At 64.1% G+C, this 25224-nt stretch carries 23 protein-coding genes; 20 read left to right on the plus strand and 3 right to left on the minus strand.

What is annotated here, in order from left to right; all coding sequences use genetic code 11:
• Positions 1 to 43: 43 nt before the first annotated feature.
• The 8 genes from AC1DX0_RS04440 to AC1DX0_RS04475 all read left to right on the plus strand — a co-directional run bounded on the left by AC1DX0_RS04440 (position 44) and on the right by AC1DX0_RS04475 (position 7740).
• On the plus strand, positions 44 to 1087 hold the full coding sequence (locus AC1DX0_RS04440; protein ID WP_477354362.1) for an ADP-ribosylglycohydrolase family protein: 1044 nt from the start codon (positions 44 to 46) through the stop codon (positions 1085 to 1087).
• Positions 1084 to 2067: a PfkB family carbohydrate kinase gene (locus tag AC1DX0_RS04445; protein WP_477224515.1), complete on the plus strand. Its 984-nt coding sequence runs from the start codon at positions 1084 to 1086 to the stop codon at positions 2065 to 2067. The genes AC1DX0_RS04440 and AC1DX0_RS04445 overlap by 4 nt, the downstream gene beginning before the upstream one ends.
• A gap of 38 nt (positions 2068 to 2105) precedes the next feature.
• Complete coding sequence (locus AC1DX0_RS04450; RefSeq protein WP_477224516.1) at positions 2106 to 3167, plus strand: ABC transporter substrate-binding protein; 1062 nt, start codon at positions 2106 to 2108, stop codon at positions 3165 to 3167.
• Positions 3168 to 3233: 66 nt separating this feature from the next.
• The gene (locus AC1DX0_RS04455; protein WP_477224517.1) at positions 3234 to 4103 is read left to right on the plus strand and encodes an ABC transporter permease; all 870 of its coding nucleotides are present in this window, start codon (positions 3234 to 3236) and stop codon (positions 4101 to 4103) included.
• The gene (locus AC1DX0_RS04460) at positions 4103 to 4891 is read left to right on the plus strand and encodes an ABC transporter permease (RefSeq protein ID WP_477224518.1); all 789 of its coding nucleotides are present in this window, start codon (positions 4103 to 4105) and stop codon (positions 4889 to 4891) included. The genes AC1DX0_RS04455 and AC1DX0_RS04460 overlap by 1 nt, the downstream gene beginning before the upstream one ends.
• Positions 4891 to 5958, plus strand: coding sequence for an ABC transporter ATP-binding protein (locus AC1DX0_RS04465; protein WP_477224519.1), 1068 nt, complete (start codon positions 4891 to 4893; stop codon positions 5956 to 5958). Before AC1DX0_RS04460 ends, AC1DX0_RS04465 begins: the two co-directional genes overlap by 1 nt.
• A 64-nt stretch (positions 5959 to 6022) precedes the next feature.
• Positions 6023 to 7273: an aconitase X gene (locus AC1DX0_RS04470; protein WP_477224520.1), complete on the plus strand. Its 1251-nt coding sequence runs from the start codon at positions 6023 to 6025 to the stop codon at positions 7271 to 7273.
• On the plus strand, positions 7270 to 7740 hold the full coding sequence (locus tag AC1DX0_RS04475; RefSeq protein WP_477224521.1) for an aconitase X swivel domain-containing protein: 471 nt from the start codon (positions 7270 to 7272) through the stop codon (positions 7738 to 7740). Before AC1DX0_RS04470 ends, AC1DX0_RS04475 begins: the two co-directional genes overlap by 4 nt.
• Here AC1DX0_RS04475 and AC1DX0_RS04480 read toward each other — a convergent pair.
• Together AC1DX0_RS04480 and AC1DX0_RS04485 are read right to left on the minus strand one after the other, a co-directional pair.
• Positions 7701 to 8786: an SIP domain-containing protein gene (locus AC1DX0_RS04480; protein WP_477224522.1), complete on the minus strand. Its 1086-nt coding sequence runs from the start codon at positions 8784 to 8786 to the stop codon at positions 7701 to 7703. The two genes, AC1DX0_RS04475 and AC1DX0_RS04480, sit on opposite strands and share 40 nt — an antisense overlap.
• 1 nt (position 8787) lies before the next feature.
• Entirely contained in the window at positions 8788 to 10911 is a 2124-nt protein-coding gene (locus AC1DX0_RS04485; protein ID WP_477224523.1) for a TonB-dependent hemoglobin/transferrin/lactoferrin family receptor, read from the minus strand.
• A 173-nt stretch (positions 10912 to 11084) separates the two neighbouring features.
• Here AC1DX0_RS04485 and AC1DX0_RS04490 point away from each other — a divergent pair, with 173 nt between their 5' ends.
• Positions 11085 to 12026 carry a heme/hemin ABC transporter substrate-binding protein gene (locus AC1DX0_RS04490; protein WP_477224524.1) on the plus strand — a complete coding sequence of 314 codons (942 nt, stop codon included), beginning with the start codon at positions 11085 to 11087 and terminating at the stop codon, positions 12024 to 12026.
• Positions 12027 to 12052: 26 nt separating this feature from the next.
• Here the strand turns inward: AC1DX0_RS04490 and AC1DX0_RS04495 are convergent, their stop codons facing one another.
• A complete protein-coding gene (locus AC1DX0_RS04495) occupies positions 12053 to 13081 on the minus strand; it encodes a LacI family DNA-binding transcriptional regulator (protein WP_477354365.1) in 1029 nt (342 codons plus the stop codon).
• A gap of 357 nt (positions 13082 to 13438) precedes the next feature.
• Between AC1DX0_RS04495 and AC1DX0_RS04500 the strand changes: the two genes are divergently transcribed.
• The 11 genes from AC1DX0_RS04500 to AC1DX0_RS04550 all read left to right on the plus strand — a co-directional run bounded on the left by AC1DX0_RS04500 (position 13439) and on the right by AC1DX0_RS04550 (position 25224).
• Positions 13439 to 15052: an extracellular solute-binding protein gene (locus AC1DX0_RS04500; protein ID WP_477224526.1), complete on the plus strand. Its 1614-nt coding sequence runs from the start codon at positions 13439 to 13441 to the stop codon at positions 15050 to 15052.
• A 135-nt stretch (positions 15053 to 15187) separates the two neighbouring features.
• Positions 15188 to 15994 (plus strand): carbohydrate ABC transporter permease, encoded by an 807-nt coding sequence (locus tag AC1DX0_RS04505; protein ID WP_477354368.1) that lies wholly within the window; start codon positions 15188 to 15190, stop codon positions 15992 to 15994.
• Positions 15991 to 16950, plus strand: coding sequence for a carbohydrate ABC transporter permease (locus AC1DX0_RS04510; protein WP_477224528.1), 960 nt, complete (start codon positions 15991 to 15993; stop codon positions 16948 to 16950). Before AC1DX0_RS04505 ends, AC1DX0_RS04510 begins: the two co-directional genes overlap by 4 nt.
• A complete protein-coding gene (locus AC1DX0_RS04515) occupies positions 16947 to 18038 on the plus strand; it encodes an ABC transporter ATP-binding protein (RefSeq protein WP_477354371.1) in 1092 nt (363 codons plus the stop codon). The genes AC1DX0_RS04510 and AC1DX0_RS04515 overlap by 4 nt, the downstream gene beginning before the upstream one ends.
• A gap of 1 nt (position 18039) precedes the next feature.
• Positions 18040 to 19101 (plus strand): ABC transporter ATP-binding protein, encoded by a 1062-nt coding sequence (locus AC1DX0_RS04520; RefSeq protein WP_477224530.1) that lies wholly within the window; start codon positions 18040 to 18042, stop codon positions 19099 to 19101.
• Between the two features lie 35 nt (positions 19102 to 19136).
• Positions 19137 to 20222, plus strand: a complete 1086-nt coding sequence (locus AC1DX0_RS04525; RefSeq protein WP_477224531.1) for a Gfo/Idh/MocA family protein — start codon at positions 19137 to 19139, stop codon at positions 20220 to 20222.
• A gap of 55 nt (positions 20223 to 20277) precedes the next feature.
• On the plus strand, positions 20278 to 21192 hold the full coding sequence (locus AC1DX0_RS04530) for a sugar phosphate isomerase/epimerase family protein (protein ID WP_477354374.1): 915 nt from the start codon (positions 20278 to 20280) through the stop codon (positions 21190 to 21192).
• 56 nt (positions 21193 to 21248) lie between these two features.
• Positions 21249 to 22193, plus strand: a complete 945-nt coding sequence (locus tag AC1DX0_RS04535; protein WP_477354377.1) for a sugar ABC transporter substrate-binding protein — start codon at positions 21249 to 21251, stop codon at positions 22191 to 22193.
• A gap of 61 nt (positions 22194 to 22254) precedes the next feature.
• Complete coding sequence (locus AC1DX0_RS04540) at positions 22255 to 23259, plus strand: ABC transporter permease (protein WP_477224534.1); 1005 nt, start codon at positions 22255 to 22257, stop codon at positions 23257 to 23259.
• Entirely contained in the window at positions 23256 to 24038 is a 783-nt protein-coding gene (locus AC1DX0_RS04545) for an ATP-binding cassette domain-containing protein (protein ID WP_477224548.1), read from the plus strand. Before AC1DX0_RS04540 ends, AC1DX0_RS04545 begins: the two co-directional genes overlap by 4 nt.
• Before the next feature lie 10 nt (positions 24039 to 24048).
• Positions 24049 to 25224, plus strand: coding sequence for an aldose 1-epimerase family protein (locus tag AC1DX0_RS04550; protein ID WP_477354380.1), 1176 nt, complete (start codon positions 24049 to 24051; stop codon positions 25222 to 25224).

The following is a 25224-nucleotide window of genomic DNA, read 5'->3' on the forward strand; positions in this document are numbered from 1 at the left end:
GCTCAATCCCGCGCATTTCGCGCTGCATATGAGGTTCTGAGTGATGCCGGACACGCTTGATCGCGCCATGGGCGCGCTTGTCGGTGGAGCACTCGGAGACGCGCTCGGCATGCCGACGCAGCTTTTGTCGCCGGTCCGCATYGCCGAACTCTACGGCCATGTCGAGGATTTCATCGCGCCCTTCGCCGGCCATCCGGTGTCGAAGGGGCTCGCGGCCGGCACCATCACCGATGATACCGAACAGGCGCTGCTGCTCGGCCGCATCCTGGTTGAGTCCGGCGAGCGTTTCGACCATGCCCGCTGGGTCAACGCGCTGCTCGACTGGGAGCGCGAGGTGAAGGCGCGCGGCAGCTACGATCTTCTGGGGCCGTCAACCAAGCGCGCCATCGACGCCATCAACAATGGCGTGCCGGCCGAGGAGGCGGGACGCAGCGGCGACACCAATGGCGCGGCCATGCGCATCGCGCCGGTCGGCATCATGATGCCGCTGGAGCCGCTCGACACGTTCGTCGCCAAGGTGGCGGAGACCTGCCRGGCAACGCACAACACCTCGATCGCCATAGCGTCGGCCGCAGCGGTTGCGGCCGCCGTCAGCCGTGGCGTTGCCGGCGGTGACTGGCGCGCCGCGTCCGACAGTGCCATCGCGGCAGCGAGGCGAGGGGCGACGCTTGGCCATTGGGTGACCGGCGGCGACATAGCCGCGCGTATCGTCTGGGCGCAGGATCTGGTGCGCGGCAAGGTGATGAGGGATGCGATCCGGCTGATCACCGATCTGGTCGGCACCGGCGTCGCCAGCCAGGAATCGATTCCGGCGGCCTTCGCCGTGCTGGAGGTCGCTGGCGGCGACCCATGGCAAGCGGCTGAGATCAGCGCCAATCTCGGYGGCGACACCGACACGATYGGCGCCATCGCGGCCGGCATGGCCGGCGCCTGCRCCGGCTTTTCACGACTGCCAAGCGAACGCGTCGCCAGCCTCAGGGGCATCGACATGGCGGAAGTCCAGGCGCTGGCGGTCGATCTCGTGGCGGCACGGGCGTCGAAGGGTAGCGTGCCGAAAACCGGTTCCGGCAAGGACGCGGCGGCATGAGCGGGCGCCTCGTCCATATCGGCAGCGCGGTGGTCGACTATGTCTACCGCATCGACGCCTTGCCGGCGCCCGGCACCGAGAAGACGGCATCGAGCTATGCGCAGGTCGCCGGCGGCGGCTTCAACATGATGGTCGCTGCCACCCGCACCGGTATGACAGTGGTGTTCGGCGGCCAGCTCGGCAGCGGGCCGAATGGCGACTTCCTGCGCGCCGCCTTCGCCGCCGAGCGCATCGAAACGCTGACCCTGCCGTCCCCTGTGATGGACAGCGGCAATTGCGTCGCCATGATCTCGAGCGATGCCGAACGCACTTTCGTGTCATGGCCAGGTGCTGAAAGTGTGCTCAGCCTCGACATGATGGCGCCGGTCTCGGTGGCGCCTGGTGATTGGGTGTTCACCTCGGGCTATACGCTGAGCTATCCCCACAGCCGCGACGCGCTCACCGACTGGATCGAGGCGCTGCCGGAAAACATTCCCTTTGTCTTCGACCCGACGCCGGTCATTGCGGACATTCCACGCCCGATCCTGTCGCGGGTGCTTGGCCGCACCACATGGCTTAGCTGCAACATGACGGAAGCCGTCGAGGTTGCCGGCCCTGGCGATGTCGAGGGCCTCGCGGCGCGGCTGCTTGCCGACCATTGCCCGCAGGCCGCAGGTGTCGTCATCCGCTCCGCCGCCAAGGGCTGCCATATCAGGCTGGCCGACGGCAAGGCGCAAACCATCGCCGGGTTCAAGGTCGATGCCATCGACACCAATGGCGCCGGCGACACCCATATCGGCGCTTTCGTCAGCGCGCTGGCGCGCGGTGTGCCACCCTTCGAGGCGGCGCGCTACGCCAATGCGGCGGCGGCCATTTCGGTGACCCGTCATGGCGGTTCATCGGCGCCGACCGATGCGGAAATCCAGACTTTCCTGAGCCAGGCCAATGGTCCTTCGACCGGCACGCCGGGCCAGACAAAGAAGGCCCATCAGACAGCCTGACAAGCCCGGGAAGCGGGCAAACAAAGAGAGGAACCAACATGCGCATGCCAAGACTGACTGCTCTGCTGACGGCCACCGCCGTCTTCACCACCGCGCTCACGCTGGCCGCCAGTGCCGCTGAAGTGCATGTGCTCAACTGGAAAGGCTACGGCGCCGACGAGCCATGGGCCGTCGAGGCCTTCGAGAAAGCGACCGGCAACAAGGTCGTCAACGACTTCTTCAATTCCGAACAGGAAATGCTGACCAAGATCCGGACCAATCCCGGCCTGTACGACGTCGTCATGATCAACGCCGCCTTCAACGACCAGGCGATGGCGGAAAAGCTGATCCAGCCGATCGATACCTCGAAACTGCCGAACTATGCCGACATCAGCAAGGACAAGGCCGGCTCGCCGATGCTCGACCATGACGGCAAGGTCTATGGCGTGCCGTGGGTATGGGGCCTGACGGCGCTTGCCATCAATGAAAAATCCTTCGACAAGCCGCCGACGTCGATCGCCGAAATGTGGGATCCCGCGCACAAGGGCCGCGTCGTCATCCGCGACGACGCCGTCGAGGCGGTGCAGTTCGGCGCCATCGCCACCGGCCAGAACATCAACGACATCAAGGATATGGATGCGGTCAAGACGAAGCTGACTTCGCTGATGCCGCAGATCAAGACTTTCTGGAGCTCGGAGAACGACTGGAACCAGATGGTCGCCTCCAACCAGATCGACATCGGCACCTACTGGAGCGGCTCGGCCGACCGCGCCAAGACCCACTTCAAGCTGCCGGTTTCGCTGGTCATTCCGCAAGAAGGCGCCGTCGCTTGGCTCGACGCGTTCTCGATCCCGGCGGGTTCGAAGAATGTCGAAGGCGCGCAGGCCTTCATCAACTGGATGATCGACCCGAAATTCTATGTCGAATGGGTCACCAAGGTCGGCGCCCCGGTTTCCGCCAACACCAAGGCGGTGGACGCGCTGCCGCAGGATGCCTTCAACCGCAAGGTGATGGGYGATCCTGAGGTCGCCAAGCGCATCCAGTTCCAGGCGCCGATCACCGACGCCCAGCGCGAGGCCTATCTGGCGCTCTGGCAGCAGCTCAAGGTCGACGTGAAGTAAAGTTCGCGTCCGGACCAGCCGGCGGTTCGCGCCGGTTGGTCCTTCAATCCTGGGGAGGAGRGTGGCATGGCAGCACAGAGCGCGACCGCATCGCGCAGCGGGTTGAGATCGGCGCTGCCGCTGCTGGCACCGGCCTATCTCTGGCTGACGGTGGCGATCTTCCTGCCGCTTTCGGCGATGGTCTTTTTCTCCTTCATGACGGAGCTGCCGCTATCGGGAAAGCCTTGGGCGTTCACGCTCGGCAACTACGCCGCCTTCTTCTCGCAGAGCCTCTATCCGACACTGCTGCTCGCTTCGCTGCGGCTCGGCCTCGAAGTGACTTTATGGTGCATCGTCATCGGCTATCCTGCCGCTTACGTACTGGCCAAGGTGCTGAAGGGCCGCAGCCGCGAGGCGATTTTTCTCCTCGTCATCCTGCCCTTCTGGTCGAACGGGCTGGTGCGCATCTTCTCCTGGGCAATGGTGCTGCGCGAGGGCGGCATTCTCGATACGGCGCTCAATGCGGTGCTGCCGTTCAAGATCAACATCGATCTCATGTATTCCTATCCCGCCGTCATCATCGGGCTGGTGCACTCTTACGTGCCCTACATGGTGCTGACCTGTTATCTCACTTTGCAAGCGATCGACGACTCGCTGATCGAGGCCGGGCGCTCGCTCGGCGCGTCGCGGCTGCAGGTGCTGAAGCGGGTGATCATCCCGCTGTCGATGCCCGGCCTGGTCGCGGGGGCGGCACTCATCTTCGTGCCAGTCGTCGGCTCGTTCATGGAGCCGCGCATTCTCGGCGGCCGCACCGGCACCTTCTACGGCACTGTCATCGAGGACCAGTTCGTCGCCGTGTTCAACTGGCCGCTGGGTGCCGCGCTCTCCTTCATCCTGCTGGCCGTGGTGCTGGTCATCCTGGCGATTGCCTCGCCGGTGCTGCGGAGGGCTGCGTGATGATGACGACCCGCATCCTCGAAGGACTTGGCCGGTTCTATATCTTTCTGCTGCTCGCCTTCCTCTATCTGCCGATCATCATCATGGCGCTGATGTCTTTCAACGTCTCGCCCTTTTACCAGCTGCCGTTCGAGTGGACGACGGAATGGTACGCCTCGCTGTGGCAGAACGACCAACTGATCGCGGCCACCTGGAACAGCCTGGAGATCGCAATCATCACCACCATCATCAGCGTGGTGCTCGGCTCGGCGGCGTCGCTGGCGCTCTACCGCTATGAATTCCCTGGCAAGAAAGTGCTGCAGGCGCTGCTGTTTCCGCCGATCGCCATTCCGTGGCTGATCACCGGTACGGCGATGCTGATCTTCTTCTTCGGTGTCGGCATCGGGCGCGGCCTGTTCGCCATCCTGCTTGGCCATGTCGCGCTGGCGCTGCCCTATGTCATCGTCGTCGTCTCGGCCCGGCTGCAGACCTTCGCGCCCGAGCTGGAAGAGGCGGCGCGCTCGCTCGGCGCCAACCAATGGCAGGTCACAATGCGGGTCACGCTGCCCTGGATCATGCCCGGCGTCATCGCCGGCGGGCTGTTTGCGTTCGCCGTGTCGTTCGACCAGTTCGTCGTCTCCTACTTCCTGGCGACGCCGGGCCAGACGACGCTGCCGGTCGAAATCTACGCCGCGATCCGCAAGGGTTTCACGCCCGAGATCAATGCGGTCTCGACGATCATCATCGTCGTGTCGATGGCGCTGATGCTGCTGACGGCACGGTTCTTCAAATTCGGTGGAGAGAAATAATGGCCGGCGTGCAGGTATCGAACGTCTCGCGCAGTTTTGGCGCGCACAAGGCGCTGGATGACGTCTCCATCGACTTCGCCGATGGTGGCTTCTACGCGCTGCTCGGACCGTCGGGAAGCGGCAAGACCACGCTGCTCAGGCAGATCGCCGGCTTCGATTTTCCCGATTCCGGCCGCATCGCCATCGGCGGTGAAAGTGTGGAACGCGTGCCAGTCGAAAAGCGGCGCATCGGCATGGTGTTCCAGAACTATGCGCTGTTCCCCAATATGAGCGTCGCCGACAATGTCGCCTTCGGCCTGTCGGTGCGCGGCGAAGCCAAGGCGGTGATCGCCACCGAAGTGCAGCGCGCGCTGGACCTCGTGCAATTGGGCAAGCTCGGCGTCCGCCGTCCGCACCAGCTGTCGGGCGGCCAACGCCAGCGCGTCGCACTCGCCCGCGCCATCGTCACCAAGCCGCGCGTGCTGTTGCTCGACGAACCGCTCGGCGCGCTCGACAAAGCGCTGCGCGTCGACATGCAGATCGAGCTCAAGCGCATCCAGCGCGAGATCGGCATCACCACCATCTTCGTCACCCACGACCAGGAAGAAGCGCTGACGATGAGTGACCGCATTGGCATCTTGCGCGATGGCAAGGTGGTGCAGGAAGGGCCGCCGGAGGAAATCTACGACCGGCCGAAAAGCGAGTTYGCCGCGACYTTCCTCGGCGACGCCAACATYTTTCGCGGCGACTCSACSGGCAACGGCATCAGGCTGCCGGATGGCACAGCAATCGCGGCCGGCGCCGGCCCGACGCTTGCCGCCGGTGCCAAGGCGAGCTGCGCCGTACGGCCCGAGCGCATCCGGATTGGCATCGACGCAGGGGCTTCGGATGCCGCCAATGCCAACATGCTCAAGGGCCAGGTTTCCAAGCGCATCTTCGCCGGCAACAACAGCACCTATTTTGTCGAGCGTGCCGGCCAGACGCTGAAGGTCATCGTGCAGAACACCGGTGCCGACAGGCTGGCCGAAGGGCAGGATGTGGTGCTGCGCTGGTCGCCGGAAAGTACGGTGTTGATCGCGGCGGGTTGATTGATGGCATTGACAGCTGGGGCGCTGTCCCGCCATCAGGTCGAGTAAGGCCTGGAACACACCGATGACGCTTGAGCTGACCGCACAGGACCAATCCATGCTCGACGGCGGGCAAGGCCCATCCGCGGCCGCCGCGATGAAGATCCTCGTTGCCTTTTCCAACGCCATCGGCGCAGGCAGTCTGCTCGACATATCAGGCGCCCATATCGACGGATGCCTCTATCACGGCAAGGCCGGGCTCGATTTCGTCGAGCGGCTGGTCGAGGGCAGCGGCCGTGTGCAGGTGCCGACGACGCTGAATGTCGGCTCCTTCGATCTCATCCATCCCGGCATGGTGAAAATGCCGGTGGCGGAAGAGGTGCCGGCGCGGCGGTTGATGAAGGCGCATATGGAGCTTGGCTGCCAGGCGACCTTCACTTGCGCGCCGTATCAGACGCGGTTTCGGCCCAGTTTCGGGCAGCAGATCGCATGGGGCGAATCCAACGCCATCGTCTTTGCCAATTCGGTGATCGGCGCGCGCACCAATCGCTATGGCGATTTCATCGATTTGTGCTGCGCCATGACCGGACGCGCGCCGGCCTGGGGCCTGCATCTCAGCGAAAACCGGCGTGGCCGCATCCTGTTCGAACTGGACATCGCCGAGGCCGAACCAAGCGACAGCCTGTTCGTCGGTGTCGGGCTGATCATCGGGCAATTGAGTGGCGACCGCGTTCCGGTCATTGTAGGCCTGCCGCAGCCGCGCGATGAGGACCAATTGAAGGCGCTGGGCGCGGCGGCGGCGACGACGGGCGCGGTGGCGCTGTTCCATGCGGTCGGCATCACGCCGGAGGCCAGGACGCTCGACGAAGCGTTCCACGGCCATGTGCCGGAAGAGACAATCCGCATCACCCGTGCCGATCTCGATCATGCGCTTGCAAGGCTGTCGATGGTGCCTGACGGCGCGCTGCTTTCGGCGGTTTCGCTCGGCACGCCGCATTTCTCGCATGAGGAATGGATGCGCCTGTTGCCGCTGCTGCGCGAGGCAGCCCCTGGCCGGGGCATCCCGATCTACGTCAACACGGGTCGCGCGACGCTGACGCGGCTGCAGGAGGAGGGCGCGCTGGCCGGGATGGAAGCGTTCGGCCTGATCCCCGTCGCCGACACCTGCACCTATGTCACCTCCATCCTCGAGCGGCTCGACGGCGTGGTGATGACCAATTCCGGCAAGTGGGCGCATTACGCGCCGGGCAATATCGGCGTGACCGTCGCCTTCGCCGACATGAAGGATTGCATCCGCTCCGCGGCGGTCGGGCATGTCGTGCGGAGCGCCTCATGACGCAACCGGTTGCAATGGCAGTCGAACGGCTGGGCACTTTCCAACTCGCCGGTGAGGCCGATGGCCTGGCTCTGGTGTTGACGCAGCCGCTCAGCTTCTGGGGCGGCATCGACGCCGAGACCGGTGAAATCATCGATCATTCGCATCCGGCCCTCGGCCAGAACGTCGCCGGCAAGATCCTGGTCATGCCGAGCGGACGCGGCTCGTCCTCCTCGTCCTCGGTGCTGGCCGAAGCGATCCGCCGGGGGACGGCGCCGGCCGGCGTTCTTTTGCTGCGGCCGGACCCGATCCTGGCGGTGGGGGCGATCGTCGCCGAGTTTCTCTACGCCATACATATGCCGCTGGTGGTCTGCGACATTGCGGGGATTGTTCCCGGCGATGGGATCGCAATTGGCGTTGGTGCGGATGGCTCGGCGATCGTTAGAGTTCATCCAGCCATCAGCCCCGCGGCACCCCGCCGCCAATAGGCAGCCGCCAGCGTTTGATCGCGGCCGAGCCCCAGCGTGTCGCGCCAATATTCGCGCACGATCCTGGCGGCGTAGGCTTCCGCGGCGAACCAGCCGAAGGCCGAACCGTCCTGCGGCCATGCCACCGAGCGCACCGCCGCGGCCAGCAGCCTGTCCTCGCCCGCCGGCACGCCGTCCCGCGTCAGCCAGTGCAATTCGATGCCGGTGGCGTTGTCGACTTTCTGCTTCTCGCGCTCATCGGCGATTTCGACAAAGGCGACACCCCTGGTTTGCGCCGGCAAGGTTTCCAGCAGCCGCGCCAGTGCGGGGAGACCGGTTTCATCTGATCCCATGACATACCACTCGGCCTGCCGTACCGGGCGCCCGACCGGCCCCATGATGCCGACCTTCATGCCTGGTGCCGCCTGCATGGCCCAGGCGGAGCCGACACTGTCACCGGGATGGACGAGAAAATCGACATCGATGATGCCCCTGGCCACGTCAAGCGCGCGGATGGTGTAGACACGCGCCACCGGGCGCCGGTCGTCGGCGGGCCAGGCCGGCAGGCCGTTGCCGCCCAGCACCGGCCACAGCGGATCGGGCACATCTCGGGTCGGAAACAGCATGCGGATATGCATGCCGCCGAACTTGGCGAAGCGCGAGAGATTCTCGCCGGCGAGACGGATGCGGCGCATGTGCGGAGTGAGGTCGCGAACCTCCGTCACCACCATCTCGCGGAACTGGGCGAGGCTGGTTTCATCGGAGAGATCGCCGGTCCAGACGATCTCTGGGTTTTCCTCCCTGGCATAGACCTGGACTGCCGTGGCGAGCAGATCCTTGATGCGGGCGAGCCCGTCGCGGTCGACGGCGTTGGCCCGCATCACCAACTGCTCCGTGTCGATGGAGGCGCCGCCGAAGGCAAAGCGGAAATCGATGCGCTGGCCGTGATGCGAAGCATCGGCCTCGAAGCTCCGCAGCCTGTCGGTGATGCTGTCCATGTAGTCGGGTAGACGCCTCAGGTTGAGCCGCGCCTCGCAGGCCAGTTCGCGCACCGATGCTTGGCTCATGTTATCCTCCGATCCTGCCGGTGAGGGCAACCTTGAAGGTGCGGCCCTTGCCCTGTTCCGTTGCCGCCGTCGTCGACCATGCGCTTTGCGGGTCGGTGTAGGCGGTGTTGAAGACGTTATCGACGCCGAAATCGAGCTTCAGGTTGTCGTTGACGCGCCAGTTGGCGAAGACATTCACCAACTCGAAAGCGTCATCGACCACCGGGGTGGCATTCGGATTGGTGCGGCTGGTGCGGGTGATCTCGCCGATGCTGAGATACTGAGCGCCGATGGTGAGCTGGTCCTCCAGCATGCGGAAGCCGATCGTCGCCGAGAAGCGGTCGAGCGGCGTGTTGTTCAAGGCCTGGCCGGAATAGACGCCGCTGACCACCTTGGCGTCGATCAGCGCGCCGGCGAGGTTCACGAAACCCCAGCCATAATCGTAGACCATTTCGGCCTCGACACCCCTGAGGCGCGCGTCGCCGATGTTGATCGCCGTGCGCGGCAGCACGGTGAGGTCGACATCGATGTAATCCTCGACATCGGTGTGGAAGAGGTTGAGCTTGGCGCGCAGCCGGTCGCCCGCGGTCAGCACGTCGTCGTACTTGACGTTAATGCCGGCCTCCCAGTTCTTGGCGGTTTCCGGCTGCAGCAGAAGGTTGGGCCGGTAGCTGTCGCCGCCGCCATGCGCGCCGCCGCCGCGGAAGACATCCTGCAGGCCGGGCGCCCGGTAGCCTTCGGAATAGGTGCCGTAGAGCTGAAAACCTTCGAACGGGGTGACGCCGACAGTCAGGCGCGGCGACCAGCGGTCACCGGAGATCGAGGCTGGCTGTGGCGGCGTGGTCCGGGTTTCGCCGTCAAGCTGGTAGCCGTCATAGCGCAGGGCCGTGATGACCTGCAGCCAGTTCTCATAATCGCCCTGCCATTGCAGGAAGCCGCCATAGCCCTGCTGCTCGCCGGCACCGAAATGCGCAGCTTCCGAGGAGGCTTCGAGATAGTAGTAGTCGAGCCCATAGGTCAGCGTGTGGGCGAGGCCCCAGGCGTCGAAGCGCGAGGAATTCTTCACGTTGAAGCCTGATGTGGCGACATCGTAGAAGCGGAAATTGCCGATCGCGGAGGTCGGCCACACCTGCGTCTGCTCGGCGCGCGTGCGGTTGTGATAGGCATTGGCGCTGAGGTCGATCAGGTCGTTGTCGTCGGGCTTCCAGCTGTAGGCGGCAGTGTAGGTCTGGTTGGTGGTGTTGGTGTCGTAGCGGCTCAGCGTCGGCGAGGTCGAGCCGCTCGATCCGGTGATCTGGTCGTTGTAGCGCTGCAGGATGGCGCCGAGCTTCAGCTCATGGCCATCGGCCGGCCGTAGCGTCGTCTTCAGGTAACCGCTGGTTACCCGCTCGCCGGTCCACGGCACGGTCTCGCCATTGCCGTCAGTGTAGCTGTCGCGGTCGCGGTAGATGAGGTTGCCGATGATGTCGGCGTCGTCGCTGAAGCGGTAGGCGCCGGTGGTGCTGGTGGTGAAGCCGTCGCCATTGCTTTCATAGCCGAGCTTCTCGCTCAGCGCCCAGTTCTCCCCGGGCTTGAGGAAATCGCCGGCATCCTTGGTCTCGAACGAGACGACGCCGCCAATACCGCCCGAACCGTAAGCGTTGGACACCGGGCCGCGAATGACGGTGGCCTCCTTGATCAAGTCCGGCTCGACATAGAACGAGCCCGAACCATGGCCGACGCGCCAGTAATCCTGGCGGGCGCCGTCGAGCGTGACGACGACGCGGCCATATTGTTCCAGGCCGCGAATGTTGATGGCGGTCGCCGGGTCATCGCCATTCATCGAAGCGGCGACGCCGGGCGTGGTGCGAAAAATGTCGGCGGCGGTGTCGGGTTGGATGCGGTCGAGCTCGTCCTGGTCGATGGCGCTGATGGCGGCCATCGATTCGATGACGGCGGTCTTGATCATCGTCGCCGAGATGGTGATGACGTCGAGCATGGTCGCCGGTTGGTTCTGCCCGGCAGTGGCCGGCGCCAGGCGGTCGGCCTTGGCGGCCTTTTTCTCCTGCTCCTGTTCCTGCGCACTGGCGAAAGGCGCGGCCCACAGGCCGAGCACGAGGGCGAGCGCGGTGCTCGCCATCAAGGTCGTGTTTGTTGTCGTTGTCATGCAAGCCCCAAATGCAGTGCTGGCGGTGGCTGAACGGCCTTGGCTGGCATGATGGAATCCCTTGACCCAAGCGGTCGGGCAGGGGTCACATATTAAAACATGATGACACAAGTCAACTTTAAATTTATAGGCCACGTCAGTCATCGAAAAGGCATTCGGACAGGAAGCCAGATATGGTCGGCAGTGTGGGTGAGGGCAGGTGGATGCCATGGTTCCAGCCTGGCAGGGTCGCGGCGGTGCTGTTTCTGACGCTGTCGCTGCTGGCGCCGTCCTGCGGCTTCAAGGCGCTGGCTGCCGAGAGCGTTGTCGATGCGCTGGGGCGAACTGTCATGCCGGGGCCGGCAAGCAGAATCCTGACGCTTGGCTCCGACGTCACCGAGATCGTCCATGCGCTCGGCGCCGGCGAACGCATCATCGCCGTCGACCGGGGCAGCAAATATCCGCCTGATGTGACCGAAAAACCCAATGTCGGCTATCGCCGCCAGCTTTCGGTGGAAGGGCTGGCAGGCCTGCGCCCCGATCTGATCCTGGCGGCCGAAGACAGCGGGCCGCCGGAGGCGATGGAAGTGCTGAAGTCGCTGGCGATCCCGATCGTCTTCATCCCGCAGGACAACACCCCGCAAGGCATCGAGCGCAAGATCACGCTGATCGCCGCCTCGCTTGGGCTCGAGGACAAGGGCAAGGCGGTTTCCAGCGACGTGCTCGCTGCCTTCCGGGCCGCAGCCGATCTGGCCGCAAAGATCCCGCCGGAGCGGCGCAAGAAAGTCGTGTTCTTCCATGGCCTGGTGAAGTTGAGCGCCGCTGGCGCCGGCACCTCGGCCGACGCCATCATCCGCTATGCCGGCGGCCTCAATCCCATGGATGTCGTACAAGGCTACAAGCCGGCATCCGAGGAAAAGCTGGTCGAGATGGCGCCGGACGTGATCCTGATGATGAGCGACGGCAAGGGCGGCCCGACGCCGGAGCAGGTGTTTTCCAACCGGGCGCTGGCGGCAACGCCGGCGGCGGCGAACAGAGCACTGGTCGTGCTCGACGGCGCCTACATGATCGGCTTCGGCCCGCGCACAGCGGATGCGATCCGCGACCTGGCGAAGGCGCTCTATCCGGAAGGGTAGTGCCGCTGATTAGCAGTTCAGACCACTCAAATCTCTGGGATGTTTTCCTTGAAGATCACCTGCAGCCTCGGCTGGTGTAACTCGTAGGGCAATCCCCGGACCGCGTGGGTCAAGGTGTTGAGCGCCTCGCGGGCCTCGACGCGCGGGTTCTGGTCGATGACCGCGTCGAGCGTGCCGTCGAGCAGCAGGTCCTTGGTGCCATCCGTCACTTCATGGCCGAGGAAAACCATCGATTGCGCGCGGCCGCGCTCCTTGAGCGCGCGGGCGATGCCGGTGTTGCCAGCACCGACATTGTAGATCGCGGCAAGGTCGGGGTGCCGGTCGAGAAGCGCTGATGCCTCCGAATAGGCTTTTTCGCGGTCGTCGAGCATTTCGCGCATCTCGACGATCTCGAGATTTGGCGATTCCTCGGTCAATATATGCCGGAACCCCATCTCGCGTTCCTCGTGTCCGCGATAGGACAGCGAACCGGCGAACAGCGCCACCTTGCCGGGGCGTTCCGACCCCATGAAACGGTTGAGCAGATAGCCGGCCAGCCGCCCGGCGGCGCGGTTGTCGATGCCGATATAGGCGACCCTCGGCACATGCAGGATGTCGGAGGCTATGGTCACCACCTTGATGTCGTTGGCCGACAGCGAGCGGATCGCCTCGCGCACCGTTGGATGGTCGAGCGCGATGACGCCGACGCCTTGCGTCTGKCCGCGCAAMTCCTGCAGCAGMCGGGCGAGSCGGTCGGGATTGAAGCCTTCTATCGTGGCGATGTGGACATCGAGATCCGGTCGCGCCAAAGCCTGCGCCTCAATGTGGCGGTGCAGCATCTTGATGAAGGAATTGGTGCCGGCCGGCAGCGCAAAGTCGAGCCGGATGACCTCGCCGGGCAAGGCGCGCGGCGGCGCCCCGTTCGGGCCTTCGGCGATGTAGCCGAGGCGCTGCGCCATTTCGAGCACGATTTCGCGGGTCCGTGCCCGCACGCCGGCGCGGTTGTTGAGCACTCGGTCGACGGTGGCSGCGGAAACRCCGGCTTCCCGGGCTATGTCAGTCAGGGTGGAACGCACCGTCTTTCATCTCCTCAACGCATCAGGATCACGCAATGCCGGGAGCCGGCCTGATGGCCACGACTCTTCGCCATCGGCGATTCTGATGGGAAATGATGTATCCGGCCTTGGCCGAAGCGCAAGCCGTCGGGCTAAATCAGGCCGCCCGGCACGGCTATTCCGGGACGGGAAGGCACATTTCCCATCAAATCGAGGCATCTGGAGCGGTATATGGACCCCGGTATGACGCATTTCCTCGCCTCATTGCGATGTTGTGAGGTATTTTGATTATTTATGATGTTGACAGCCTTCCGATCCTGCCGTCAATATCCCTCATGGGCTCGTGGAGGAAACATTGGCCCTGAGGGAGGAATTCCAATGTCTGATCTGATCCGCATATCGCGACGCCGGTTGCTGGCGTCCGGAGGAAAGGCGGCGGTGTTCGTTGCCGCCACGGGTATCGCACCGCAATTCATTCGTCCCGGCCGCGCCTTCGCTGCCGACGCATTGGCGCCGGGCATGATCGGCGGCCCCACCGGTTTCGAGGGCGCTGAGCGCTATCAATACGGCGCGGATACGCCGGAGGGCCGCGCCATCGAGGCGGCCAAGGCGCTGAAGGGCGCCGGCAAGGCGCCGGCCAAGATCGTGCTTGGCCTGTCGGACGGCTCGATCGGCCAGCTCACACAGCCTTTCCCGGCCGGCGCGCCGTCGATCAAGGAACTCTGGGAAAAGGAAACCGGCATTCCGATCGAGATCGTCGGCCTGCCGAACGGCCAGGAATTCACCAAGACGATGCAGGACATCTCCACCAAGGGTGGGGCCTATGACATCTATTCCACAGAATGGAACCGCCTCGGCGACCTCGCCGAGACCGGCGGCATCGCCAAGCTCGACGACTTCGTCGCCCAGTACAAGCCAGAGTGGGACGATCCCAAGACCGGTTATGTCGACGGCGCCAAGGGCGTGTCGCTGCTCAACAAATATCGCGGCTCCAACTATGGCGTGTCGCTCGACGGCGACTTCCAGACCTGGGTCTACCGCACCGACCTGTTCGGCGACGCCGCCGAGCAGAAGGCGTTCAAGGACAAATACGGCTACGATCTGGCGCCGCCGAAGACCTGGAAGCAGCATGGCGACATCGCCGCCTTCTTCCAGCGTCCGGACAAGGGCCTGTTCGGCTCGACCGACCTGCGCAACCAGGGCTGGGGCTACACCAACTGGTACCAGCGCTATGTCTCGATGGGATCGCCCAACCAGTTCCTGTTCGGCGATGACGGCAAGCCGCTGATCAATTCCGAGCACGGCATCGCCGCCACCAACGAGTATGTCGCCTCGCTCGCCCACCATTCGCCGGATGCGATCTCGTGGGGCTGGCCGGAGCAGTATGGCAATTTCGCCAAGGGCGGTGCGGCGATGACCTGCGCCTTCTCCAACCTGCCGAAATTCCTCGACAATGCCGGCAACAAGGATTCGGCCGTCACCGGCAAGATCGGCTCGATGCTGCCGCCCGGCCGCGAGATCGACGGCAAGCTGATCAGCCGCTCGGTGCTGTGGTTCTCGCTGACCGGCATGGTCTCGTCGCAGTCGAAGAACCAGGAGGTCGCCTATCTCCTGCTGCAATGGCTGGGCTCGGCCCGCATCTACGCCTGGATGAGCGCCAATCCCGGCGGCTATCTCGATCCGTTCCGGCTTTCGGACTTCTCCGATCCGCTGGTGCGCCAGACCTACCACGCCTACCACATGGACGTGGTGCGCGAGACGGTCGCCCGCACGGTGCCGACCATCAACTATCCCGGCGCCACCGCCTTCCACAATGCGCTCGACGAAAACCTCATGGCCTCGCTGACCAAGGCCAAGACATCGGAGCAGGCGATGGCAGACACCGAGACCGAGTGGAAGAAGATCGCCCGGCGCATTGGCGAAGACAAATTGCTCGAAGCCATCAGAACCAACAAGGAGGCCTGGCCGACCGTTCTCGATCCGATCAGCTGATCCGTCTCCCTGGATCAGAGCCGGAGGGGAGGGGCGTAGCTCTTCCCCTCCGCACTCAACGCCACCAGCAAAAGCAGCCAGATGAAGCGTTCCRTTCCYTTCGAGATATTCCGYTAYGCCGCGATCSTCGCGGCGATGGCGGTGACGYTGRTSCCGATCCTGTGGATGGTGTCGATGGCCTTCAAGCCGATCGCCGAATGGTCGGCGACCGGCGCCGACCTGACATGGTGGCCAAAGAACCCGACACTCAGCAATTTCCGCTTCGTCTTCGGCGAGTCCACCAACAGCCTGATCGTGGCGCTCGACCGCACGGCGCTGAAGCCGATCATGTCGTCGCTGCTGTCAGCGGTGTTCGGCACCGCGATTGCCATGTCGGCGGGCACGGCGGCGGCCTATGGGCTGTCGCGCTTCGGCTCGGGCCAAAACCTGCCGCTGGCGCTGATCCAGCTCAGGCTGTTTCCGCCGATGGCGGTGATGATCCCTGTCATGATCATGTGGGCCTTCCTGAACTTCACCGACAGCTGGTGGGGCCTGGCGCTGATCTATGGCATCGTCACTCTGCCGTTCGCCTTCTGGCTGATGAAGACTTTTTTCGACGACATGCCGCGCGAGATCGAGGAGGCAGCACTTGTCGAGGGCTGTTCGCGGCTGCGCGTCTTCACCCGCATCACGCTGCCGATGATGCGTGCGCCGCTTGCCAGTGCCGCACTCTTCGTCTTCATCCTCAACTGGTCGGACTATCTGATCGCGCTGCTTTTGACGACGCGTGAATGGGTGACCATCCCCGTCTACATGGCCTCGCTGTCATCCTCGATGACCGGCCAGCTCTATGGCGCCAAGGCGGCGCTTGGCCTCATCGCCGCCGTGCCGCCGGTGATCATGGGCATCGCCATCCAGCGCCATCTGGTGCGTGGTCTCACCTTCGGGGCGCTCAAGCAATGAGCGCGGTGACCGTGACTGTTTCGGAGGACGAAATGGGTGCTGCGCGTGCGAAGCCGGCCATGCGTGACGAGGGCGCGCGGCTCGGCTTCCGGCTGACGCTGCCGGCGCAGATCCTGGTGCTGTTCATCTCGGTCTTCCCGCTGCTGATGCAGCTCTACATCAGCGTCACCGACTGGTCGCCGCTCTCGGGCCTTGGCTGGTGGAATGCCTGGGAGATGTGGAACAGCTTTGCCAACTATACGGACCTTGCCGCCGATGCCCGCTTCTGGAGCGCGCTGAAGCGCACGGCCATCGTCATGATCGTCTGCGTGCCGGCGGAGTTCCTGCTCGGCCTCGCACTGGCAACGCTGTTCGCCGACGATTTTCCAGGCAAGCGCATCTTCTATTCGATCCTGCTGATGCCGATGATGGTGGTGCCGGCGGTGGCCGGCTACATGTTCTTCATGCTGTTCCAGTCGGGCGGGCCGGTGAACGACATCCTGTCCGCCCTATCGGGCACGCAAGTCACCATCGCCTGGCTGTCGGACCCGACGCTGGCGCTGATCGCGGTGATGATCGCCGATATCTGGCAGTGGACGCCGCTGATGTTCCTCATCCTGCTCGCCGGCCTGGTCGGCGTGCCGGAGGACCAGATCAAGGCGGCGACCTTGCTCGGAGCCAATCCGTGGCAGCGCTTTACCACCATCGTGCTGCCGAAGATGAAGACCATCATCATCATCGCGCTGGCGATAAGGGTGATCGAGAACTTCAAGATCTTCGACACGCTCTACATCATGACCGGCGGCGGCCCCGGCGTCGCCACGGAAACGATCTCCGTCTACATTTACAAGGTCACCACGCAGGATTTGATCTGGGGCTATGTCGCGGCGATCGCGCTCGCCATCCTGGTCGTGCTCTCGATCGTTGCGGTGTTCGCCATGAAACGCATGGCGCGGACAAGGCAGGTGGCGGCATGAGCACGATCCAGCTGCGCAACCTCACCAAGAMGTTCGGCGACTTCACCGCGCTGAAGACSATGGAYYTSGMYATMGCSGATGGCGAGTTCATGGCGCTGCTCGGSCCWTCCGRCTGCGGCAAGTCGACGACGATGAACATGATCGCCGGCATGGARGAGCCGACCRGCGGCAAGATCCTGTTTGGCGAACGCGACATGGCCGGCGTGCCGATGGGCCGGCGCGGCGTCGGCTTCGTCTTCCAGAACTACGCCATCTTCACCCATATGACGGTGCGACAGAACCTCGCCTACGGGCCGAGGATGCGCGGTGCGGCGAAGGCCGAGATCGATCGCCGCGTCGGCGCCATCGCCGAGCTGCTGCAACTGACACCGCTGCTCGACCRCAAGGCCGACCGGCTTTCGGTCAACATCCTGCAGCGCGTGGCGATCGGCCGCTCGGCGATCATGGAACCGGCGATCTTCCTGCTCGACGAGCCGCTGTCCAATGTCGACGCCGCCTTCCGGGCGGTCATGCGAACCGAGCTCAAGCAGTTGCAGCGCCAGTTCAAGCAGACCATGGTCTATGTCACGCATGATCAGCTCGAAGCCATGACCATGGCCGACCGCATCGCCGTCATGGACCACGGCGTGCTGCAGCAGGTCGGCACGCCGCTCGAGGTCTACAACAATCCGGTCAACGTCTTCGTCGCCCGCTTCATCGGTGCGCCAGGCATGAACCTGCTCAAGGGCAAGCCGGCGGAGAGTGATCGCGGGCTGGTCGTCGATCTCGGGCCGCTGGGCATCACACCGCCGCTGCCGGATGGACTGGCGGCGACCTTGCGCGGTGCACGCGGCGACGTGCTCTACGGCTTCCGGCCGGAGCAGGTGGCGCTGGCGCAGGACGGGCGCGGGCTTGCCATGCCTGTCACCTTCGTCGAGCGCATTGGTGCGCGCACCATCGTCCATCTCGGCCAGGGCGAGGGCGCCGTCAAAGCGGTCTTCGACAATGATGTGGGGTTGTCGATCGGGCAAACCGCAGTTGTCACCCCCGACGCGTCGTCGGTACGTGTCTTCGATGCCGCCTCTGGTGTTGCGATGAAGGCAGGTTGAGATGGCTGACATCGTCTTTCGCAATGTGACCAAGCGCTACGGCAACACACTCGCCGTCGACGACGCCTCGTTCACCGTCAACGACAACGAGTTCTTCTGCTTTTTCGGGCCGCCGCTGTCGGGCAAGTCGACAATCCTGCGCCTGGTGCTGGGGCTGGAGACGCCTGATACCGGTGAAATCCTGATCGGCGGCAGACCGGTCAACGCGGTGTCGCCGGCCGAGCGCAATGTGGCGATGGTGTTCCAGAACCTGGCGCTGTTCCCGCATATGAGCGCGCTCGACAATGTGCGCTTTCCGCTGGTCGAACGCGGCGTCGCCGAACTCCAGATCAAAAAGCGGGTCGCCGACGTCGCGGCCAAGCTGCATATCGGCCACATACTGCACAAGCCGCCGGCGCAGCTTTCGGGCGGCGAACGGCAGCGTGTGGCGATCGCGCGCGCGCTGGTGCGCGACCCCAACGCCTATCTGATGGATGACCCGATCTCGGCGCTTGATGCGCGGCTGCGCGAGGAGACGCGCGTCGAGCTGAAGCGCATCCAGCGCGAGCTCGGCAAGACGCTGATCTATGTCACCCACGACCAGGAAGAGGCGATGTCAATCGCCGACCGCATCGCCATACTGGACAATGGCAGGATCAGGCAAATCGGCGCGCCGGCCGAGATCTACGACCGACCGGCCAGCACCTATGTGGCGCGGCTGCTCGGCTCGCCTGTCATGAACATCCTGAAATCGGCGCGGGGCGAGGGCGGCATCGAAGCCGCCGAAGGCACGATCCGGATTGCCGACAAAACTGCTCCCGCCGATGCTGTCGAGATTGGGCTGAGGCCGGAAGACATCAAGGTCAGACCGTGGGCGGACGGGCTGCCAAGCCGCCCGGCGCGGGTGTTCGAGGTCGAGCCGCTCGGMGGCTACACSGTCGTGACACTCGCCGCCGGGCAGGCGCGGCTCAAGGCGCTGCTGCGCGGCCAGCCYGACATCAGGCCTGATGCGATGGTGGCGATATCCTGCGAGCCGGCGCGCGTGCATTATTTCGGGCAGAGCGGGGGAGCGCTGGCACGATGACTGCGGCCGTGAGCAAAGAATTCCGGGAGGACGATATGACTGCCAAAGGCTTCGAGCCGGACGTGAAGGTCCGCACCAAGGAATACAAGATCGGCTGCGTCGGGGCCGGCATGATCATGGCCGAATGTCATCTGGCTGCCTACAAGGAAGCCGGGTTTCCAGTCGTGGCGATCGCCTCGCGCACCCCTGCGAACGCGCAAAAGGTCGCGACGCGCTGGGGCATCCCGACCGTGCATGACACGCCGGAACAGCTGATCGAGGACGAAGCTGTCGAAATCATCGACCTGGCCTTTCCGCCCGACCTGCAGCCGGCGCTGATCCGCCATGCGCTGAAGCAGAAGCACATCAAGGCGATCCTGGCGCAGAAGCCTCTGGCGCTGTCGGTCGAGGAAGCCGTCAAGCTGCGCGACGAGGCGGCGAAGGCCGGCAAGATCCTCTCGGTCAACCAGAACATGCGCTACGACCAGTCGATGCGCGTSYTGAAGCAGATCATGGACAGCGGCGCGCTGGGCGACATTGTCTTCGCGCAGATCGACATGCACGCCATCCCGCATTGGCAGACTTTTCTCGAGGATTACGACCGGCTGACGCTCGCCAATATGAGCGTGCATCATCTCGATGTGCTGCGCTTCCTGTTTGGCGATCCGGACGAGATCACCACGCTGACGCGCAAGGATCCGCGCACGACATTCGACCATCTGGACGGCATCACCGTGTCGACGCTGTGCTTCCCGTCCGGCGTGCTTGCCGTGTCGCTGGAGGACGTCTGGTCCGGCCCGCGTCAGGATGGATACAAGGACGATCAGCACATCAACTGGCGCGTCGACGGCACCAAGGGCGTCGCCAAGGGCACGATCGGCTGGCCGACGGGTGCCGCCTCGACTCTGACCTATGCCTCGGCCGAGACGACCGGCGGCGAATGGGTGACCCCAAGCTGGGAGACGATGTGGTTCCCGCACGCCTTCATCGGCGTGATGGAGCAACTGCAGCACGCGGTGAAGACCGGCACGCCGCCGGCGCTCTCCGTCGCCGACAACGTCAAGACCATGGCGCTGGTCGAAGCGGGCTACCGCTCGATGGCATCGGGCCGCACGGTCAAGCTTTCCGAAATCGCCATCTGATCACCGCAACTGAAACACCAGACAACTGAATCGCTTACAGGGAGGAATTCACACCATGATGCAGGCAGGTATTTTCACGGGCTACTTCCCGTACGGCCTCGAAGAGACGGCGAAAAAAATCCGCGGCCTCGGGTTCAACACGGTGCAGCTCGATCTCCACTTCAAGGATGTCGACCTGTCGGCCGGGCAGATCACCAAGGATAAGGCGAAGAAGGTGCGCGACGTCTTCCGCGACCACAATCTGCCCGTCTGCTGCGTGTCGGGCTACACCAACATCATCCATCCCGACAAGGCCGAGCGCGACAAGCGCGTCGGCTATCTCAAGGAGATCATCCGCAACGCCCGCCATTTCGGCTCGCCTTACGTGATCTCGGAAACCGGCACCTACAACACCGAATCCGACTGGGTGCATCACCCCAAGAACAAGACCGAGGAAGGTTTTGAGGAATGCCGCAAGGTGATCGCCGACCTTGCGCAGACAGCCTACGACCACGGCGCTGTGTTCCTGCTCGAAACCTRTGTCAACAACGTCGTCGGCTCGGTCGAGGAGACGGTCAAGATGTTCGCGCAGGTCGACCATCCCGGKCTCGGCCTGCTGATGGACCCGACCAACTAYTTCGAGASCCACAACATCGACMAGATGGACMAGRTSCTSAACCAGGTGTTCGACACGCTGRCSGACAAGRTCARGATTGCGCAYGCCAAGGACGTCAAGCGCTCGGGTGGCGACAAGTCGGAGAAGCACGCCGATATTGGCGACGAGGATGCGCTGGAGAGCCATACGTTCCGTGGCGTTGGCGAGATCGAGCTGCCGGCGCCGGGTCTCGGCTCGCTGAACTATGATCTCTACCTCAAGCGGCTGGCTGAGAAGCATCCGAACATCCCGGTCATCATCGAGCATCTGTCGGAAGACGACGTGCCGCGCGCCAAGACATTCCTTGACGGGAAGTTCCGCGCCAACGGCCTGTGATGATCACTCCGCGCTGCCGGTTTGCGGCGGTGCGGCTCCAAACAAGGGAGGAAAGAATGTTGAAATTCGCATTGAAATTGGYGGCCGCGGCGACGGTGCTTGCCGGCGTCGCGCTTGGTTCGGCCGCACAGGCGCAGGATGGCCAGAAGACCTTCTATCTGCTGTCGCATGGCGGCCCGTCGGACGCGTTCTGGATCGACTGGAATGCCGGCGCGACCAAGGCCTGCGACCAGCTCAAGGTGACCTGCAAGATCTCCTTCAGCGGCGGCGACATGGCGGCCCAGAAGGAGGCCTTCAACTCGGCCCTTGCCGCCAAGCCTGACGGCATCGCCACCACGTCGGCGCAGCCGGGCCTGTGGACCGAGGAGGTTAAGGCGGCCAAGGCGGCCGGCATTCCGATCGTGTTCTTCAACACCGATGATCCGGCGACGGGACGCCAGGCCTATGTCGGCGCCGACCTCAAGGAAGCGGGCGTCATCTGGGCGAAGTACCTAGTCGACCACAAGATGGTGAAGCAGGGCGACAAGGTGTTCCTGCCGGTGGAGGTTCCCGGCGCCAGCTATCAGCAGCTGGAAACCGAAGGCATCGCCAGCGTGTTCGATCCGTTGGGGATCAAGTATGACGTGGTCGATTGCGGCACCGATCCGGCCGGCATCATCGCCAAGATGACCGACTATATGGTCGCCAACAATCCGCCGGCGATCATCGCGCTCGGCGATTCCGTCGCGGCCAGTGTCAAGCGTGTCTTCGACGGCGCGGGCGTTGCGGCCGGCAAAATCCCGGTCGTCGGCTGGGGCAATTCCAAGGAGACGGCGCAGGCCGTCAAGGATGGCTTCGTCAACGCCGCCGCCTGGCAGTATCCCTCAGCGCAAGGCTTCATGCCGGTGGCGTTACTCGGCCTCGCCGCCTCGGGCGAACCGATCGGCTACGACATCCACACTTTCGGTCTCTACGACGCCTCGAGCGTCGACCCGATCCTGAAGCTCTACGACAAGAAGTGAGAAAAGCAGCGCCCGCTGCGAAAGCGGCGGGCGCCATTTTCAAAGCATGGTTCAAACAGTCATGACGATCGCCGCAGAAGACGAAATGCCTGTCGGGAAACGCGGATCGAGCCTGATACGCTCGCCGCAATTCTCCTCGCTCGTCATCCTCATTGTCCTGCTTGCGGTGTTTGCAATCGCTGACCGCAATTTCCTGTCGCCGCTCAACATCTCCAACATGATGGCGTTCCTGCCCGAGCTCGGCATCATCGCGCTCGGCATGACGCTGCTTTTGACGGCGGGCGAATTCGACCTGTCCGTCGGCGCTGTGTTCGGACTGGCGCCGGTGCTGGTGATGCTTTTGGTTCAGAACGGCGGCTGGGATATCGGCGTCGCCCTTCTGGCAGGGCTCCTGCTCTGCATAGCGATCGGCGCGATCAACGGGCTGATCGTCACCAAGATCGGCATCTCGTCCTTCCTGGTGACGCTGTCGATGCTGCTCGTCGTGCGCGGCGCGGCGCTCTACATCACGCAAGGGTTTCCGCTGAAATCCTGGGACCAGCCCGGCTTCTTCGTGACGCTGCTCGCCGGCAGCTTCAACATCGGCTCATTCCGTTTCTACACCTCGCTGTGGTGGTTCGTCGGCCTGTCGTTGTTTGCCATCTACATCCTGCGCTACGCCAAGCTCGGCAACTGGATCAGCGCCATCGGCAGCAATCGCAACGCAGCGGTGGCGCGCGGCGTGCCGGCCGACGCCGTCAAGATCTGGCTGTTCATCGCGACCTCGGTGCTGGCCGGGCTCGCCGGCATGATCAGCGCCTTCCGCATCTCCGCCGCCTCACCGGTGGCTGGCACCGGCTACGAGCTCGAAGTGATCGCCATGGTGGTGGTCGGCGGCACCGCGCTGACCGGCGGGCGCGGCACCATCCTCGGCACCATCGTCGGCGCGCTGATGCTGCGCGCCATCCGCAACGGCATCGTGCTGATCGGCGTGCCGGGGCTCGCCTACAACATCTTCGTCGGCCTCATCATCCTCGCCATGCTCATCCTGCACGCTCTGCTGCAGAAGAACGCCGCAAGGAGCTGACGATGGAAGTGCTGCGGTTGCAGAATCTGCAAAAATCCTTCGGCAGCGTGCGTGCGCTGAAGAATGCCTCGCTGACACTGCGGGAAGGCGAGGTGGTGGCGCTGCTTGGCGACAATGGAGCCGGCAAATCGACGCTGATCAAGGCGATCTCGGGCGTATTCCCGGTCGATCGTGGCGATATCTTCGTGCGCGGCGAAAAGGTCTCGATCCGCTCGACCCGCGATGCGATGGACCTCGGCATCGAGACCATCCACCAGGACACGTCGCTGGCGCCGGATCTCAGCATCGCCCGCAACCTTTTCCTCGGCCGTGAGCCGGTCAATTTCGGCTGGCTCGGCGTCTTCGCGCCGCTGGATCTGGCGAAATTGCGCAAGGCCGCCTCGGAACTGCTCAAGCGCGTCGGCATCTCGAAAAAGCTCGACGCCGATGCGCTGGTCTCGACGCTGTCGGGCGGCGAACGCCAGTCGATCGCCATTTCGCGCGCCATGCAGTTCGCCGCCAAGGTGATCATCCTCGACGAGCCGACCAACAATCTCGGCGTCGAGGAAACCCATGGCGTGCTGCGCTTCGTCAAGGAGGTGCGCGACGCCGGCCATTCGGTGCTGCTCATTACCCACAACATCCATCACGTCTTCCAGGTCGCCGACCGCATCATCGTCATGCGCCGCGGCGAGATCGTCGCCGAACAGATCGTCGCCGACACTGACCTCTTGACCGTGGAAAGCATCATCACCGGCGCCGACATGTCGGCCCTGCTGAAGGAGGCGAGGGCAAAGTGAAGGGCGTCGCATGGTAGAGCTTTACGGCAAGACGCTGTCGCGAAGGCAAGTGGCCGAGCGCTCCGGCATGCTGTCGCAATTCGCGGGCGTGCGGCTGATGACGCTTGGCGACGGCGTCGAGCGCGGCATCCGTATGCTGGAGTTCCGCACCGGCTCGGGCCTGCGCTTCACCGCGCTGGTCGACCGGGCGCTTGATATCGCTGACTGTGACTTCAAGGGCCAGGCGATCGGCTGGCATTCGCCGAGCGGCTTTCGCCATCCGGGCCTGCATGATTATGAGGGGGAGAGCGGGCTCGCCTGGGCACGCTCSTTTTCCGGCCTGCTCGTSACTTGCGGACTCGACCACATATTGGGCCGCGAWGAMGTGCCGGCCGAMASCTACAACTACCCCGGCAAGAAAACCGTSRYCCATTCGCTGCAYGGCCGCGTCGGCACCATCCCGGCGCGGCTGACYGGCTATGGCGAGAGCTGGGATGGCGACCGCTGCGTGCTGTGGGCGGAAGGCATCGTCCAGCAGTCGGCGGTGTTCGGTGAGGATCTGCATCTTATCCGCCGCATCGAGGCCGATGTTGGCGGCAACGAGATCCGGCTTTCCGACCGTGTCGTCAACCACGGCTTCAACCGCACGCCGCATATGTATTTCTAYCACRTCAATGTCAGCCATCCCTTGCTCGACSAGGGCTCGCGCTATCTGGCGCCGATCCGCGACGTGGTGTGGGCCGGCCATGCCGGCGAGCGCTACGAGGCGCAGAAGGTCGGCTACCGCACCGTGCCGGCGCCGCAGCTGGGGTTCAGCGAGCAGGTCTGGCAGCATGAGATGGGCGCTGACGAAAAGGGGGAGGTGCCAGTGGCGGTGGTCAACGACCGGCTCGGCCTTGGCTTCGAAGTGGTGACGCGCAAGGATCAGCTGCCTTGCGCCTATCAATGGCAGAATTTCCAGGCCGGGCAGTATGCGCTGGGCATAGAGCCCTCGACCCATCATGTCCTCGGCGATCTGGCGGCGCGTGAGCGCGGCGAGATGATCTGGCTGGAGCATGGCGAAAGCCGGGCCTACGATGCGGCGTTTCGCGTCCTCGATGGCGCCGGCGAGATTGCGGCGGCGGAAGACAGGATCGCCGCGATCGCCAGGCAGCCGCAGCAGGATTATCCCAGCCCGTCAGGCAATTTTGCGAGATTGGGGGCATGA

The sequence above is a fragment of the Mesorhizobium sp. P3_A9 genome (genome assembly GCF_056402975.1).